This window comes from Nocardia sp. NPDC058666 (assembly GCF_042714895.1).
GTDB lineage: Bacteria > Actinomycetota > Actinomycetes > Mycobacteriales > Mycobacteriaceae > Nocardia.
Genome location: NZ_JBHXRY010000001.1, coordinates 403,940 through 419,558 on the forward strand (window position 1 = coordinate 403,940; position 15,619 = coordinate 419,558).

At 67.0% G+C, this 15,619-nt stretch carries 19 protein-coding genes; 11 read left to right on the plus strand and 8 right to left on the minus strand.

The genetic code is table 11. The features are described 5' to 3' along the window. Positions 1-61: 61 nt before the first annotated feature. Together ACFWVD_RS01750 and ACFWVD_RS01755 are read right to left on the minus strand one after the other, a co-directional pair. Complete coding sequence (locus ACFWVD_RS01750) at positions 62-472, minus strand: VOC family protein (RefSeq protein ID WP_379240000.1); 411 nt, start codon at positions 470-472, stop codon at positions 62-64. Between the two features lie 4 nt (positions 473-476). Next, a complete protein-coding gene (locus tag ACFWVD_RS01755) occupies positions 477-1,319 on the minus strand; it encodes a helix-turn-helix domain-containing protein (RefSeq protein ID WP_379240001.1) in 843 nt (280 codons plus the stop codon). Positions 1,320-1,602: 283 nt separating this feature from the next. Here ACFWVD_RS01755 and ACFWVD_RS01760 point away from each other — a divergent pair, with 283 nt between their 5' ends. From ACFWVD_RS01760 to ACFWVD_RS01780, 5 genes are all read left to right on the plus strand, one after another. Beyond that, positions 1,603-2,520: a zinc-binding alcohol dehydrogenase family protein gene (locus ACFWVD_RS01760; RefSeq protein WP_379240002.1), complete on the plus strand. Its 918-nt coding sequence runs from the start codon at positions 1,603-1,605 to the stop codon at positions 2,518-2,520. Between the two features lie 128 nt (positions 2,521-2,648). Further along, positions 2,649-3,728 carry a redox-regulated ATPase YchF gene (gene ychF, locus ACFWVD_RS01765; protein ID WP_379240003.1) on the plus strand — a complete coding sequence of 360 codons (1,080 nt, stop codon included), beginning with the start codon at positions 2,649-2,651 and terminating at the stop codon, positions 3,726-3,728. 69 nt (positions 3,729-3,797) lie between these two features. Then, on the plus strand, positions 3,798-4,070 hold the full coding sequence (locus tag ACFWVD_RS01770; protein WP_379240004.1) for a hypothetical protein: 273 nt from the start codon (positions 3,798-3,800) through the stop codon (positions 4,068-4,070). A gap of 29 nt (positions 4,071-4,099) precedes the next feature. Next, positions 4,100-4,459 carry a type II toxin-antitoxin system VapC family toxin gene (locus ACFWVD_RS01775; RefSeq protein ID WP_379240005.1) on the plus strand — a complete coding sequence of 120 codons (360 nt, stop codon included), beginning with the start codon at positions 4,100-4,102 and terminating at the stop codon, positions 4,457-4,459. Between the two features lie 80 nt (positions 4,460-4,539). Further along, entirely contained in the window at positions 4,540-5,385 is an 846-nt protein-coding gene (locus ACFWVD_RS01780) for a PhzF family phenazine biosynthesis protein (RefSeq protein ID WP_379240006.1), read from the plus strand. 309 nt (positions 5,386-5,694) lie between these two features. Here ACFWVD_RS01780 and ACFWVD_RS01785 read toward each other — a convergent pair whose 3' ends face one another. Beyond that, positions 5,695-6,183 (minus strand): hypothetical protein, encoded by a 489-nt coding sequence (locus ACFWVD_RS01785; RefSeq protein WP_379240007.1) that lies wholly within the window; start codon positions 6,181-6,183, stop codon positions 5,695-5,697. Between the two features lie 44 nt (positions 6,184-6,227). Further along, the gene (locus ACFWVD_RS01790; RefSeq protein WP_379240008.1) at positions 6,228-6,830 is read right to left on the minus strand and encodes a class I SAM-dependent methyltransferase; all 603 of its coding nucleotides are present in this window, start codon (positions 6,828-6,830) and stop codon (positions 6,228-6,230) included. Positions 6,831-6,952: 122 nt separating this feature from the next. On the opposite strand from ACFWVD_RS01790, the gene ACFWVD_RS01795 reads away from it, so the two are divergent. Beyond that, the gene (locus ACFWVD_RS01795; protein WP_379240009.1) at positions 6,953-7,852 is read left to right on the plus strand and encodes a DoxX family membrane protein; all 900 of its coding nucleotides are present in this window, start codon (positions 6,953-6,955) and stop codon (positions 7,850-7,852) included. A 206-nt stretch (positions 7,853-8,058) separates the two neighbouring features. Beyond that, positions 8,059-8,340: a hypothetical protein gene (locus ACFWVD_RS01800; RefSeq protein ID WP_379240010.1), complete on the plus strand. Its 282-nt coding sequence runs from the start codon at positions 8,059-8,061 to the stop codon at positions 8,338-8,340. Position 8,341: 1 nt separating this feature from the next. On the opposite strand, the gene ACFWVD_RS01805 is transcribed toward ACFWVD_RS01800, so the two are convergent. Further along, positions 8,342-8,665, minus strand: a complete 324-nt coding sequence (locus ACFWVD_RS01805; RefSeq protein ID WP_379240011.1) for a hypothetical protein — start codon at positions 8,663-8,665, stop codon at positions 8,342-8,344. A 19-nt stretch (positions 8,666-8,684) separates the two neighbouring features. Further along, complete coding sequence (locus tag ACFWVD_RS01810) at positions 8,685-9,170, minus strand: MarR family winged helix-turn-helix transcriptional regulator (protein WP_379240012.1); 486 nt, start codon at positions 9,168-9,170, stop codon at positions 8,685-8,687. A 73-nt stretch (positions 9,171-9,243) separates the two neighbouring features. Here ACFWVD_RS01810 and ACFWVD_RS01815 point away from each other — a divergent pair, with 73 nt between their 5' ends. Beyond that, complete coding sequence (locus ACFWVD_RS01815) at positions 9,244-10,668, plus strand: MFS transporter (RefSeq protein WP_379240014.1); 1,425 nt, start codon at positions 9,244-9,246, stop codon at positions 10,666-10,668. On the opposite strand, the gene ACFWVD_RS01820 is transcribed toward ACFWVD_RS01815, so the two are convergent. Further along, a complete protein-coding gene (locus tag ACFWVD_RS01820; RefSeq protein WP_379240015.1) occupies positions 10,665-11,405 on the minus strand; it encodes a helix-turn-helix domain-containing protein in 741 nt (246 codons plus the stop codon). The two genes, ACFWVD_RS01815 and ACFWVD_RS01820, sit on opposite strands and share 4 nt — an antisense overlap. 392 nt (positions 11,406-11,797) lie before the next feature. Between ACFWVD_RS01820 and ACFWVD_RS01825 the strand changes: the two genes are divergently transcribed. The 3 genes from ACFWVD_RS01825 to ACFWVD_RS01835 all read left to right on the plus strand — a co-directional run bounded on the left by ACFWVD_RS01825 (position 11,798) and on the right by ACFWVD_RS01835 (position 14,579). Then, positions 11,798-12,382: a CHAP domain-containing protein gene (locus ACFWVD_RS01825; protein ID WP_379240016.1), complete on the plus strand. Its 585-nt coding sequence runs from the start codon at positions 11,798-11,800 to the stop codon at positions 12,380-12,382. Positions 12,383-12,570: 188 nt separating this feature from the next. Further along, positions 12,571-13,719: a hypothetical protein gene (locus tag ACFWVD_RS01830; protein ID WP_379240017.1), complete on the plus strand. Its 1,149-nt coding sequence runs from the start codon at positions 12,571-12,573 to the stop codon at positions 13,717-13,719. Between the two features lie 152 nt (positions 13,720-13,871). After that, positions 13,872-14,579 (plus strand): DUF1906 domain-containing protein, encoded by a 708-nt coding sequence (locus ACFWVD_RS01835; protein WP_379240018.1) that lies wholly within the window; start codon positions 13,872-13,874, stop codon positions 14,577-14,579. 52 nt (positions 14,580-14,631) lie between these two features. Here ACFWVD_RS01835 and ACFWVD_RS01840 read toward each other — a convergent pair whose 3' ends face one another. Continuing rightward, a complete protein-coding gene (locus ACFWVD_RS01840) occupies positions 14,632-15,411 on the minus strand; it encodes a hypothetical protein (RefSeq protein WP_379240019.1) in 780 nt (259 codons plus the stop codon). Between the last annotated feature and the right edge of the window lie 208 nt (positions 15,412-15,619).

Genomic DNA, 15,619 nt, shown 5'->3' on the forward strand with positions numbered 1-15,619 from the left:
GCCGATCCCGGAACTGCGACGGAGAGGTTCGCAGCCCATCGTGCGCATATTGAAATTTTGTTCAGGCCACGCGGTAGGTGCCGAAGCTCCAGAGGTTGCCTTCGGGGTCGGCGGCGCTGAAGCCGCGCGAGCCGTAGTCCTCGTCTCTCAGTTCGCGGATGATGGTCGCGCCCGCGGACTTCGCCCGGTCGTAGAGGGCGTCGGGGGTATCGGTGACCAGGTAGAGGTTGGCCACGCCGGGTGGTCGGGTGCCGAAGGGGGAGTCGTCGCGGCCGGTGGAGCCGAACATGATGCCGCCGCCGCCCGGCCAGCGCAGTTCGCCGTGTTCGACGATGGTGGCGTCGTCTTCTCTGGCGAAGACCGCTACCTCCTCGAAACCGAAAGCAGTGGTGAGGAATTCGATCATCGCGCGGGCGTCGGTGAAGGCGAGACAGGGCCAGATTCCTGGTTGGGTGTTCGTTGTGGTGTCCATGTACTCAGCCTCGCGCTTGTTCGGCGTCGGGGTCTTGGACGGATGGAATCTCCTCGGCGAGCCAGGCGGTGGGGGAGATGCCCGCCAGCTCGGCGAAGTCGCGGTTGAGGTGGGCTTGGTCGTAGTAGCCGCAGGTGTTGGCGATCTGGGCGATGGAGATGTAGGACGGGGTGCTGGTCAGCATTTGTCGGGCGCGTTCGAAACGGATGATTCTTGCGGCCAGTTTCGGGCTCGCGCCGAACTCGGCGGTGAACTTGCGGGTCAGGTGTTGGCGGGTCCAGCCGATCTTGTCGGCTAGGGGGTTGATCGGGTGGGTGCCGCCTGTGCTCACGAGAGCTCGCCAGGCCCAAGACAATTCGAGGCCGGGGTGGATTTCGGAACGTGCCGCGAGGGTGAGTGCGCGGTCGCAGGCGGCGAAGCGGCTGGGCCAATCCTTTTGGGATTGAACAGCATCGGCTAGTTGGTCGCCCAATATTCTTTGGGCTTGGGAACATTCGATCGTGATGTCCCACAGTTCGGCCGCCGGCATGCCGAACAAGACCCGACAACCCAGCGGGGTCAGTTCGATCGCCACACCTTCTTGAAAACCGTTGTGCGCGATCATCGCTGGGCTCGCCTGTAAGCCGCTGAGTACGCAGCGGTAGTTGGCGGGGGCCTGGTGGGGGTCGGTTTGTTCGATGACATCGATCGTCGGGCCGACCGCGACGATGAAAGTCATGTGGCGGGAAGGCATGCCGCGATGCAGGCCCGGTGCGAAGCCCGTGAGTCGGTAGCCCACGTACCGGTCGATGAACGCTGCCAGAACCGGCGCGGGGGCCGCTGTCACCACCTCGGTGGTCGCCTCCATACGGCAACGCTACGCCGGAAACGGGGTCGGCGACCAGGGGAGTCGGTAGCCCATTCTGCGGTAGGCGGACCTCCCCGGCGGACGAAACCGCGCCCTCTCGCTGACCACCGCTGTGGGATTACCCACGCGTCGCCGACATCGTGGCGGGGTAATCCCGTCACGAACGTGCTCTCCGTCGAGGAACAGCGGCGGTGAGATTTCGCACTCACGGGTGTTCGGTAGATGGAAACGCGAGGTCAGCCGGTTAATCTGGCGCCTTCGCACAACTTATGTAGGAGGTGTCATGCGGCGGGTTCAGTACGAGCGCGGCAGTGGTTCGGAGGCGCTCGAGGTCGTCGCGGCCGACGTGCCGGTGCCCGGTGCCGGGGAACTGCTGGTGCGGGTCGAGGCGATCGGGGTCACCCTGTCGGCGATCCGGCGGATCAGCGGCGAAGCCGAGCAGGTGCGCGCCGAGATCGCCGGTGAGGTCGTCGGCGTCGGTGACGGGGTCGACGGGTTCGTCGTCGGGTATCGCGTGGTCGGGCTGTGCACGTCCGACGCCTATGCCGAATACGTGGTGCTCGCCGTCGACCAGGCCTCCGCCATCCCCGACGGTGCCTCCGCCGTCGACGCCGTCGCCCTGATGCGCAGCGGCCTCGTCGCCCTCGGCGCCCTCGACACCGCCGCCCCGCGCGAGGGCGAAACCGCCCTGGTCACCGCTGCGGCGGGCGGTGTCGGCCACCTCGCGGTGCAGCTGGCCCGCGTGCGCGGCGCGAGCTGGGTGGTCGGCGCGGTCTCCGACGAATCGAAGATCGACTTCGTGCGCGAACTGGGCGCCGACGAGGTCTTCACCTACGACCAACTGCACTGCGGCAAGCAAGCCGACTACGCCCTCGACGGCGTCGGCGGCACCGGCCTGGACGGCACCCTCGCAGCCCTGTCCGAAGGCGGCCGCGCCGTCACCTACGGCACCGGCACCGGCCTCATCGACACCGAAGCCCTCCTGTCCGGCGGCAAAACCCTCACCGGCTTCCGCATCGGCCGCCTCGCCCAACGAGACCCCGCCCGCTACGAAGACGTCCGCCAAGAGGTCTGGCAGTACTACGCCTCAGGCCTGCTACACCCCACAGTCCACGCCCAATTCCCCCTAGACCAAGCCGCGGCCGCCCACGCCGTCATCGAACAACGCGCCAACCTGGGCAAGGTCGTCCTGGTCCCCTGATGGACAGTTGATCACCACGCTCTCAGCGAGGGAATTCGTCGAAAACGCCTCGCTGAGAGCGTGGTGATCAATCGACCAGGTCGGGGGGTCGGGGAGGGGCGGGGGGTAGCGCGTAGACTTTCTTTCTCGTGAGCCTCACCCTTGGAATCGTCGGCCTGCCCAACGTCGGAAAGTCGACGCTGTTCAATGCGCTGACCAAGAACGACGTGCTGGCCGCGAACTATCCGTTCGCGACCATCGAGCCCAACGTCGGCGTCGTGCCGCTGCCCGACCCGCGCCTGGACAAGCTCGCCGAGATCTTCGGTTCCGAGAAGACCGTGCCCGCGGTGGTGTCGTTCGTCGACATCGCCGGCATCGTCAAGGGCGCCTCCGAAGGTGCGGGCCTCGGCAACAAGTTCCTCGCCAATATTCGTGAGGCCGACGCGATCTGCCAGGTCGTGCGCGTGTTCGCCGACGACGACGTGATCCACGTCGACGGCCGGGTCGACGCCGCCGCCGACATCGAGGTCATCGAAACCGAGCTCATCCTCGCCGACTTGCAGACCCTCGAGAAGGCGATCCCGCGCCTCGAGAAGGAAGCGCGCGTCAAGAAGGATCGCAAGCCGCTGCTCGACGCCGCCAAGGTCGCCGAGGGTTTCCTCAACGAAGGCACCACGCTGTTCGCCGCAGGCAAGAAGATCGACGCCGACCTGCTGCGTGAGCTGTCCCTGCTCACCATCAAGCCGTTCCTCTACGTCTTCAACGCCGACGAGTCGGTCCTCACCGACGAGGCCAAGGTCGCCGAGTTGAAGGCCTCCGTCGCCCCCGCCGACGCCGTCTTCCTCGACGCCAAGGTCGAAGCCGAACTCCTCGAACTCGACGACGAATCCGCCCTGGAACTCCTCGAGTCCATCGGCCAAACCGAACCCGGCCTGCACGCCCTGGCCCGCGCCGGCTTCCACACCCTCGGCCTGCAGACCTACCTCACCGCAGGCCCCAAGGAATCCCGAGCCTGGACCATCCACCAGGGCGACACCGCCCCCAAGGCCGCAGGCGTCATCCACACCGACTTCGAACGCGGCTTCATCAAGGTCGAACTCGTCGCCTTCGACGACCTGGTCGAAGCGGGCTCCATGGCTGCTGCCAAGGCCGCGGGCAAGGTCCGCATGGAGGGCAAGGAATACGTCATGCACGACGGCGACGTCTGCGACTTCCGCTTCAACGTGTAGTTCGCTTCGCCTGAGGAACGTGGAGCCGACCATCTGGTCAATTAACAATACTGTTGTTAATATTGGGCGATGGGCAACTCTATGGTTCCAGGTGAAGGGCCCGTGCGCCCTGTCTCGGTCTCGCTTCATGAAGGCACCATCGCCGCACTGCGGGAGCGCACGGGGAAGCGTGGCATGTCGGCGTACGTCGAAGCGCTCATCCAGCGTCAACTCGAACGGGATCATCTGCGTGAACTCATCGTTGACGCCGAGTCCGAGCACGGTCCGGTGGACCGTGCAGCTGTGGACGCCAAGCGAGCAGTGCTGCGCGGCGAAGCAGCCGACCCGGCTGACGCTGCGTGAGCGGCACTCTCGTTCTCGACTGTGAGGGATTGTCTCAACTCATCCGGCGCACACCGGAACTCACCGAGTGGCTGGCCGCAGCGGAGTCCGAGGACATGCGCGTGGTTGCGAGTTCGGTGACGCTGGTCGAAGCCCGTGATCCCAGGACAAGTCAAGCGCGCTACGACTACGCGGTATCCCGGGTGAACGTGGAGCCACCCACTGAAGCAATTGCCCGCCAGGCGAGCAAGTTGCTCGCCCGCGAAGGGCTGCACGGCCACAAATACGCACTCGACGCACTCGTTGCCGCCACGGCGCTCTCGTCGCCACGTCCGATCGTCCTCTTGACCTCCGACCCCGAAGACCTTCGGATGCTCTGCGGTGACTCGGTCCGGGTTGTCACGATCTGATCAGTTGCGCTGTGCGGCAGCGACACTCATTACCACGCTGCGGGCGGTGCTCGAACGGCGCAGACGAGAGGATTCAGGGCATGAAGCGCAGATTCAGCCAGGTCGATGTGTTCGGTGAGGGTCCCTGCACCGGCAATCCCGTCGCGGTGGTCCTTGATGCAGAGGGGCTCGACGAGGAGGCGATGCGGAGGTTCTCGGTCTGGTCGAACCTGTCCGAGTGCACTTTCGTGCTGCCACCGACTGACGCCGGGGCGGCAGACTATCAGGTGCGAATCTTCTCCCTGAACACCGAGTTGCCGTTTGCCGGGCACCCGACTCTGGGAACGGCGCGGGCCTGGCTGGATGCGGGAGGTGTTCCCGCGACGCCTGGGGTCGTGACGCAACAGTGCGGCGCCGGTCTGGTTCCCGTCCGAATCGAAGGGGGCAGACTAGCCTTCTCAGCACCTGCGCGACTGCGTTCGGGGTCGGTCGACGCTGCCACGCTGACCGAACTGGTCGAAATCCTCGGGATCGAGCGCGAGCAGGTCGTGGACGCGGAGTGGCTCGACAACGGACCCGGCTGGGTGGGGCTGCTGCTCGATCACGCGGACACGGTGCTGACGTTGCGCCCCGACGCGACCGCGCATCCAGGCCGTTGGGATATCGGCGTGATCGGCGCTCATGATCCCGGATCGGAGGCGGCGTTCGAGGTGCGGGGTTTCTTCACCCAGGGTGATGAACCGCTGCGCGAGGATCCGGTCACGGGCAGTCTGAACGCGGCGGCCGCGGAATGGTTGATCGCGACTGGGCGCGCCGACGCACCTTATGTCGCCGCGCAGGGTACCGCGATAGGCAGACACGGCCGCATCCATCTCAGCGTCGACGACGGCAAGATCTGGGTCGGCGGTCGCGCCGAGGTCATTCTCACGGGGTCCGCCATCCTGTGACGTCGCCTTCGAATTCGACGACGGTTCGATCGCCGGGCGCGGCTCCTACGATGTCGCAAGTCTGCCCGACGGCAGTACGCGACTGGTCTCGCACCTCGAGATGCGACCGTCGGGACTGTTGCGATTCTTCGAGCCGTTGCTCCGGCGAATTCTTATTCGCGACATCGACCGTGACGACCGCAGGCTGAAGCTGTTGCTCGAGTCGACCGGCGACTAGGTCGAATTCCTCGATTCGGGGATACGGGGCGGATCGGTATGTCTGGCATGGCTTTCCGCCTCCTGCGTCGAAAGGCGGATGCGGCGGCTACGTCAGGCGGGTTGGATGCTGGTGTCGCACAGGCGGCATCGGTAGTAGCCGTGAAAAACCGGGTGGTGGGTGCACAGTTCGAGGGAGCTCGGGTTCGGTGGGGTAGTCCAGTCGCCCAGCGGGGATGGGGGTGTCGGGGTGGGTCTGAAGGCGGTGAGCAGGTGGGTGAAGGCGGCTAGGTGGTGGTCGATGGCGGGGGTGTAGGTCAGGTGGTGCCAGGCGGTGCGGGCGGTGGCGCGATCGAGGAGGTCTAGGAAAAAGTCCTGTTCGGCTCGGTGGTCGGCGGTCCATGGCAGGTCGTCCAGGTCGAAGCCCGCGAAGCCTCGGGATGCTCGGGACGTGTCGCAGAAATGCAGGACCAGATTCTGTTGCCAGGTGGTTCGTGCGAGGGGGGAACCTGCCAGGGCGATCACATCGCAGAAGACGTCGGTGCTGCCGTTGTTCATGTTGACTTCCACGCCGAGCGTTCGTGCGCCGAATCTATTGCCCATAGGGCGACTCTAGATGTGCCGTGCGGTGGAATCGTCATGACAGGTCATTGTGACTTCATCACGGCCAGTGCGGAATTGGGGCGGACGTTGCCGGAGGCTGGGTGGTGGAGGTGGGCAAGTGCGGTGAAGCCTGCTTCGGTGACTACTTCGGTGAGCGTGTCGGTGGGCCAGCGGTAGGCGGTGGTTACTTTGTGGGGGAAGGGGTCGATGGTGTCGGGGGATTCGAAGTAGCCGATTACCAGGCGGCCACCGGGGGTCAGTACGCGGTGGAATTCGGTGAGGACGGTGGAGAGTTCGGTGGGGGTGAGGTGGATGAGGGAGAACCACGCGAGGATGGCGGGGATCGATTCGGTGGGGGCGGTGAGGGTGCGCAGGGAGCCGAGTTCGAAGGGGATGTCGGGGTAGGTGGTGCGGGCGTGGGCGATGAATTCGGGGACTATGTCGATGCCGGTGGTGGGGATGCCCGCGTCGGTGAGGAATTTGGTGAAGTGGCCGGGGCCGCAGCCGAGGTCCAGGACCGGGCCGGGGGACAGGTGGGTGACGGCGAAGGTGGTGTCTTCGGGGGCGAGGGAATCGGGGGAACCGAACAGGTCTGTGTACAGGGCGTGGATGGCGGAATAGGCGGCTTGGACGGTGTGGTCGGGCACCTGATCGACACTAGCCACTGGACAGGGCATGCCCGGTTTCGTCCATCGTTTGTCATCGCGAGACCCGGGTAGTCGAATGTAGGGATGCCGTTTTCCCAGTCGTAGACACGAAGGGATCGACGATGCCGATCAAGCCTGTTCGACGCATTGCTCGCGCGCTGCTGGGGACCACTTTCGTGGCCGCCGGGGTGAACGGGTTGATGAATCAGAAACCGCGTGCCGCCGCCGCGAACGCGCTGGCGGAAAAGGGCAGGACGGGACTGCCCGACGCGCTGGCGGCGCGGGTGCCCGACGATCCGAGTCAGTTCGTGAAGATCAACTCCGCGGCGCAGGTGGCCGGTGGGTTGTTGCTGGCCAGTGGGCGCGCCCCGCGGCCCGCGGCGGTGTTGCTGGCCGCGACCGTGGTGCCGGGGACTGTCACCGAGCAGGACTTCTGGGCCGAGAACGATCCGGATCGCAGGGCGGCCAAGCGGGTGGGGTTCTTGAAGGATCTGGGGCTGCTTGGCGGGTTGATGATCGCGGCCTCCGATACCGAGGGCAAGCCGTCGCTGGGCTGGCGGGCCCGCCGGGCGTTCTCGCGGGAGGAACCGCGCATCGCGGCCGAAGGTGCGGCGATCGCGGCGGCGGCGAAGTTGCGCGGCGCCCAGATCGCGGAGTTCGCGCACGAGGAGGGCACGCACCTGGCGGAGGTCGCCAGTGAGCGTGGGTCGCAGTTGGCGGAGATCGCGCGGGAACGGGGGCCGCAGCTGGCCGAGGCGGTGCGCAACCGCAGCGCGCATCTGGTCGAGGTGGCCAAGGAGCGCGGACCGGAAGTGGCCGAGGCGGCGCGCACCCGCACTGCGCACCTGGCGGAGGTCGCCAAGGAGAGAGGGCCGGAGCTGGCCGAAGCCGCCCGCGAGCGGGGCACGCAGCTGGTCGACGTGGCACGCGAGCGCGGTACTGAACTCGCCGACGTGGCCCGCGAGCGCAGCGCCGAACTCGCCGACGCGGCCCGTGAACGTGCGGACAAGCGCGCCTCCTGACCGACCGATCCCACGCAATGCCCCGAAAATCGTGGTCTAGCGCGCAGACCTGCTGTGGCGCACCATAAATTCGGGGTCGGGCAAGCCGACGAACTCACCGCTGGAACCTAATATCCGGGCAATCCCGGCAATTCAGGTTTGGCGGTGAGTTCTCGTGTGAATACTGGGCATTCGCAATGCATTTCGACAGAAGTGGGATTCATCTGATGTTGGCCGACCGTGAAACGCCCAAGCCGTACGCCGTGAGACTCGCAGTGGTGGGGGCGGCAGTAGCCATCGGACTGCTCGGATCGGCGGGAACCGCTGCGGCACTTCCCGGTTCGGGATCGGCGAGCGGTTCGGCCACCGGATCGGCCAATCTGGCGACGGGTTCGGCGTCGGGTTCCGCGGAGGCCGCGCCGTCGGCTGCCGCCTACATGACGTGGCAGTCGGCGCAGTTCATCCACAACACCCTGCGCATGCTGCTGTCGGTGCCGCAGCGCATGTAGTTCACTTCCAGGTCTGTTCCCAGCGCTCCGCGGCCCAATCGCGCACTTCGCCGCTGACCAGGATCGCGGGCAACAGCAGGGCGAAACCGATCAGCAGGATCGCCAGTCGAATCCACACGCTGAGTTCGCCAAGGGCACGCAACAGTGCTGGTAGGACGCAGATCGCGGCGAGTACGCCGAGGGCGATCGCCGCGATCTGGTGTTGCGGTCCGGCGATCAGCGCGGCGCAGGTGCCGAAGCACAGGCCCAGAACCAGTCCGCCGACGCCGACGAAGTAGTTGTCCCAGGAAAGCCAGCTCGGGCGGGTAGACCGGGAAGTGACCACGCGGCGCAGCTTAGCGCGCTCACCTGTCGGCGTGCGGCGGTCTGGGCCACGGGTTTTCCTCGAGCTTCTCCACCGACCGGTTGAATTTGCGCATCAGTCTGCTGAGCTCGGTGAGGTCGGCGTCGTCCCAGTCCGCGACGACCTTGCCGATGTCGCTGCTGCGCCGACGCCGGTCCGCGGTCAGGGCGGCTTTGCCGTCGGCGGTGGTCTGGATCTTGCGGGCGATGCCGCCGTCGGGGTCGGGAACCCGTTGCACCAGTTCCTGTTTCAGCATCGCGCCGACCTGGCGGTTGATGGTGGAGATGTCCAGTTGTAGCGCCTCGGACAGTTCGCGCAGGCTCAGCGGCTCGCCTAGATCGAGGCGCGTGAGGATCAGGAACGCCGACCGGTCGAGCAGGAAACCGGGGCGGCGGCGCACGGTGGTGGGGTAGTGCCGTGAGATCAGGTTCAGCTCGAACACCAGGCGGGCGAACGGGGTGTCGTCGGCGGGGCCGGAATCGGACATGTGCCAACTATGTCGTGTGGGCCGTCGTCGAATCAAATTGTGCACTATGCACATCATATGTACTGTGCATATCGTGTCTGTACTTGCCGCCGACGCTTCGCCGGCCCTCCCCGAAGCCAAACGACCGTCGCCGGGCGTACTCATCGCGGTGCTGAGCACGGTCGGCATCGTGGTCTCGCTCATGCAGACGCTGGTCGTGCCGATCATCCCGTCGCTGCCGGGCCTGCTGAACACGTCGGCGTCCAATGCCTCCTGGGTGATCACCGCGACGCTGCTGGCGGGCGCGGTGTCCACGCCGATCGCCGGACGCCTGGGCGACATGTTCGGCAAACGTCGCGTGTTGATCACCAATGTCGGCTTCATGATCGCGGGCTCGGTGATCTGCGCGACCGCGAACTCGCTGCTGCCCGAAGTGCTGGGCCGGTCGCTGCAGGGCATCGCGGTGGGCGCGATCCCGCTGGGAATCAGCATCATGCGCGACGAACTGCCGCCGGAGAAGGTCGGCGGTGCGATGGCGGTGATGAGCGCGACGCTGGGGGTGGGCGGGGCGGTCGGCATGCCGTTCTCGGCGGTGATCGCGCAGAACATGAACTGGCACATGCTGTTCTGGGTCGCGGCCGGATTGGGTGTGATCTGCGCGGTGCTGGTGTTCGTGTTCGTGCCCGAATCGCCGGTGCGCACACCGTCGCGGTTCGATTTCGGCGGGGCGATCGGGTTGTCGATCGCGTTGATGACGCTCCTGATCGGCATCACCAAGGGTGTGGACTGGGGGTGGACCAGCGGTTCGATCCTGGGACTGTTCGCGGTGTCGCTGGTGAGTTTCCTCGGCTGGGGTGCCTATGAGCTGCGGCAATCCGCGCCGCTGGTGGATCTGCGGGTGTCCGCGCGACCACGCGTTCTGTTCACGAACATGGCCTCGATCGCGGTCGGTTTCTCGCTGTACGGCATGTCGCTGACCTTCCCGCAGCTGCTGATGGCACCCGAGGCCACCGGGTACGGGTTCGGCCTGTCGATGGTGGTCGCGGGGCTGGCGATGGCGCCGGGCGGCATGGTGATGATGCTGTTGTCGCCGATTTCGGCACGGCTGACCGCGAAGAAGGGGCCCAAGCTCACGCTGGGTCTGGGTGCGACGGTGATCGCGGCCGGGTATCTGTGCGCGCTGGTGCTGACCGACAGCGTCTGGCAGATCATGATGTCGGCGATGATCGTGGCCGGTGGTGTGGGCCTTGCCTACGCGGCGATGCCCGCGCTGATCATGGGCGCGGTGCCGATCACCGAAACCGCCGCGGCCAACGGACTGAACTCGCTGATGCGCTCGATCGGCACGTCGACCTCGGCGGCGGTGATGAGCGTGGTGCTCGCGCACATGACCATGCAGCTGGGCCCGCACGTGCTGCCCTCGCGCGAGGGTTTCCACACCGCGTTCTTCATCGCGATGACCGGTGCGCTGGTCGCGATCGTGCTCACCGCCTGCATTCCGCTACGCAAGCGCGACTAGATCTCGTCGGGCGAGGGACAGAACACGACCAACGCCCAGTCGCGCCGCGGAATCATCGGTTCCAGCGCATGCATGATCATCGTGACCGACTCACCCGTATCGGGATCGAGGATCCGCTGCACCGGGCGGTCCAGATGGGTCGGGGCGTCGGGCTCAGTGGTCCAGAACCGCGTCCACTCCGGCGCCTGCGAGCAGGCCGCGACGAGTTCGTCGATCCGACGCTGCGGCACCACACCGGGACTCATCACGCGAAACCCGTAGACGCACAGGTGAACCTGGATGTCCCAGTCGATCATCACCGTGCGCGCCCGCGGATCCAGCAGCATCCACTCGAGCAAGGTCGTGCCGGGGTGCAGGCCGGGGAAATAGTGCTCCCACGCGGTGTTGGCGGCCAGGATGTCGAAGGTCGAGTAGTCCTGCAGGCTGGCGGGGTAGGGGATGGCGTCCAGCAGCACACGGTCGACGGCGGGCACCTCGATCGTGGTCGCGGGCGCGGGGCTGTCGTAGCGATCCGACAGCGACAGCGCGACCAGGTGATCGCGGAACAGGTCGGGTACTTCCAACGCGTCGAACAGCGCGGTCAATGCCTCCAGGGTCGGCGCGCGGGTTCCCTGCTCGATCTTCTGGATCAGCCCGGGGGAGATGCCCGCCATCGCGCTCAGGGTGGCACGGGTCAGCCCGGCTGATTCGCGGCGTTCGCGCAGGTAGCGCGCAATCGGCGGATGCGGGTTTTCCACGCGGTCAACCTCTTTCGGATGGTGGTACAGATTGGGACAGGCGTCTAGCTTGACCGAGGGTAAAGGGTTCGCAAAACTCATCACAGCCGGGCGGGTCACCGCCGGGCTACCTGGCTCCTGCTCGCCGACCGCGTTTCGGTCTTCGTGCAGGTCGCAGCAGTGTGTTCCGGAGCGGAAAGTGTTCGACACCACCCGCGCGGACGATGTCGCCGGAGGGGACGGCGCGCGCTCGCGTGGCGCGCGCCGAGAGCACGAAGCGGGCCGATACCCGGATGGCGCAGGGGTCCACCCGGTGATCGGTTCCCGCTTCGGAAAAACACGTGCTCGATCGGGAACCGAAAGCCCTCGCGATTCGTCCAATAGAACAGAAGGACGAACGAGAGTGGGGGGCGATGACGCAACTGCAGACCGAACGGCCGGGACGCCGCACGTCCTGGGCCATCGGGATTTCCGGCGTGCTGGCGGCCACGGCGGTGGTCGTGGTGGGACTGGTCTGGTGGCAACACGATTGGGGCGAGCCGTTCCCCGCGCTGGACAGCGAGCGTCTCGACGAACAGCAGATCGTGCTGGTCGACGTGCTGCGTCGCGAATACGAGCAGCCCGGCGACGGCCCGAAGTACGCCGAGGGCGTCCAGGAGGCCTGGTGCGCGGACTTCGTCAGCTGGACCATGCGCGAGGCGGGCAGGCCGCTGGCCAACCCGAACTCCGGTTCCTGGCGGATCCCCGGCGTCTACACGCTGGAGGACTACTACCGCAAGCAGGGCCGCTTCACCTCGGCGCAGGTCGGTTATCGCCCGCGCACCGGTGACGTGGTCCTCTACGGCCCCGACAGTCCGCTGGGTCAGCACACCAACATCGTGCTCAGAGCCGACGGCGACACGATCACCACCATCGGCGGCAACGAGATGGGCACGGTCCGCGTTCGCACCATCACCCCCGCCGAAACAGCCGACCTGGTCGGTTACGGACGATTCTGAAATCGATTGTCGCTCAACACAACCGGTGAGATCCTGGACGGCGGTACCACGCCGCTACCCGTACCATGGAACACGCGGCGCCCGGCAGCGCCGTTGCCGGCTCCTCCGTCCTGCTTCCCCCTCATCGGCAGGACGGGGGCGCTGTGCCACCAGCCGAGGTGTCACCGCCGTCACGTAGCGTGGTCGATGTGCGTGTGACCGTGGACGAGAAAGCGCGTCGGGACCCGGTGTGGATCGATTACGCCGATTTCGGCGAACGGTTCGTCACCTACGCGGTGAACGAACAGCGCATCACCGCCGCCGTGGCGGGCATGACGGGGCGCGGGGTGAAGATCGGCCCCTTCTCACTGGGGCCCGCCGGACTGGCCGGTTTCGAGGCCGAGGGCGCGCTGGGGACCCCCGTGGTCACCCGAACGCCCGGCGACGCGCTCAGTTTCGGCGTGCGGATCCCGCTGACCCTGGCCGTGAAACTGGTGCTGGGCGGACGCAAACTGCGGCTGGCCGCCGTGGTGGAGATCGGCCTGACCCTGCACGCCCGCACCGCCGCGCCGCTGCTGGTGATCATCGATGTGGCCCCGGTGACCGCCAGGGACGTCAGTTTCACCTTGCGCGCCGAGGCCGTCGACGGTGCGTGGGAAATGCTGTTGGACCCGATCGCGGGCATGGTGCAGCGCGAGGTCGCCAACCGGGTCAACGCGATCGTCGGCGATCCGAAAGTCCGCGCGGAGCGGGTGTTCGACATCGAGGCGATCCTGGACGGTTACCGCTCCTCACACCGCAACGACACCGTCTTCGACTGGATCGACTACCGCGAATTCGGGCTGCGGTTCTTCACCACCATCGTCACCAGGGACCGCGTGCACGGCGTGGTCGCGCAGATGGCGGGCAGCGAGATCGAGGTCGGGCCGCTGTCGGAGGGTCCGCGCGGTGCGGCCACGGTGACCGTGCGCGGCGCGATCGAGCAACCGCGAGTGGTCGACAGGGGCCTTGGCGAGCCCGGTGACCTGCGGATTTTCGATATGGTCCTGCCGGTCGGGCTCGACATCACCGTCGACGTGCTCAAGGCCAACCACTACCGCGCCGACCTGGAGATCCCCCTGGTCCTCACCGCGCGCGCGGCGCAACCGCTGCTGATCGTGATCGACGTGCCGCCGCCCGCGCTCGAGGACATTTCGATGGAATTCACCGCGAAGGGTCTGCGCGCGGCCACGCTGGCCCGGCTGGCCGGGATCAAGAAGCAGGTCATGGCGCAGGTGGTGGCGGTGGTCAGCACCGAACTGGCCGACCCGACCGGCCGCACGATCGACGTGGGCGCCGCGATCGACGGCGCCACCTGATTCGTGTGACTCGTGGGGCGAAAGTTGCCGTTGGTTCTGGTGGTTCGCCTGGGGTTGTGATGCAATAAGCGCACGTTCTGAGGCTCCCGGCGCGCGAGAGGGCGCGCGGGGCACGCTTACCGGTTGGTCGGGTTGCGCGAAGGAGTCCTGCGATGCGTTCTGTTCCGGTGACCAGGCGGAAGTTCTTCGGCTTCGCCGCCGCGGCCACGATCGGTGCCGGTTTCGCCGCCGCGCCCGCCCGCGCCCAATCCTTCGGCACCATGGTCGATTACGCCGCGGGTGTGCCGTCGGCGGAGTCGATCGCGGCCGAGGGGCACATCGGTGTCATCCGGTACGTCTCGGATCGACGGCCGGGCGCGGAATGGATGGAAGGCAAACCGCTGCTGGCCGCCGAGGTCGAGGACCTGTGGTCGCACGGGTTGTCGATCGTGTCGAACTACCAGTTCGGCAAGGGCGCCACCGCGGACTGGCGCGGGGGACTGGAGGCGGGCAAGCGGCACGCAGAACGAGGCTGGGAGTTGCACACCGCCGCGGGCGGCCCCGACACCGCGCCGATATACGCCTCCATCGACGACAATCCGTCCGAAGGCGAGTTCTACGAGATGATCGCGCCCTACATCGAGGGGTGGCAGTCGGTGCTGGGATCGGACCTGGTCGGTGTCTACGCCAACGCGCCCACCATCGACCGCGCGTTGGACGCGGGCCTGGGTTCCTGGTTCTGGCAACACAATTGGGGCACCGAACGTGGTTTCGTGCACGATTCCGCGCACCTGCACCAGTTCGAAATCGACAAGCGCTCGATCGACGGCATCGGCGTGGACCTCAACAACGTCCTGGTGTCGGACTACGGCCAGTGGTGAAACAACTGAGCCCGACCCGTCGAAACGGATCGGGCTCAGTTCGCGTTATCTCCTAGACGGTGAAGAAGCCCAGGGTCGGCATGAACGTGCAGGTACGCGGTGCGGCGCCCTCGGCGGCGGTGGTCAGCGAACCCGACACCACGGCCACGACCCGGCCGTGACCGGTGCTCGCGACGGCCGACAGCGTGGCCGGACCGCCGGGGTTGATCTTGGCCTCGTCGGTCAGCGTCTGGATCGCCGACTGGCGGGTGTCGAGGTTGAGCCACTGCACCGTCATCGGCGGGTTCTGCACACCGGTCGGGGCCTTGGTGCCCAGCGCGGTGAACACGAAACCGGCCTGACCGGGCGCGACACCGGGCGGGGGCAGCTGCGCGGGGCCCGCGACCGCGAGTGCGGTGCCCACCGAGTCCGCGCCGTCGCCGATGCAGCCCTTGCCGATGGTTGGGTACAGGAACTGCGCGATGGCCGGGCCGTCCTGCGGGAGTTCGGGTCCGCCGCCGCCGCTGCCGTCGAGGAAGGTGATGATCTTCTCGAGGGTGGCCTTGATGGCGGGCGGCAGGTTCAGGGTGGCCAGCAGCACGCGCGCCTGATCGAGCAGGGCGGTCTGCGGGCTGGCGACGTCGGCGGGGCCCGCGACCAGGCCGACGACGGCGGGGGCGAAGGCGGCCAGCGCGTCGACCGGGACGCCCTCGGGCACCATCGGGACGCTGATCGCCGCCGCCTGCGGGGCGGGTGCGGGGGCGGCGATGGTCGACGCGGGCGCGGCGAGCATGGCGCCGGCCGCGATGGCGAGAGCGGTCGTCGCGAGCCGCGATCCTCGGCTACGAAGCACTGTCGGGCCGTCCTTAACCTCGGTGGTGCGATGGGCGGGAGTTGTCGAGCCCAATGTCGGGGGTCACTCTAAGGACAACGCCGCCGTGTTGTACAGCCGCCGGGCCCGAAGCCGGTCACCGGCCGAAACCATGTTCGTCGACGCTAGCCCCGCGCGGTGTTACACCTGGGGATGTTGATGCAAATGTTACGCATGGTGTCGTGCTGGC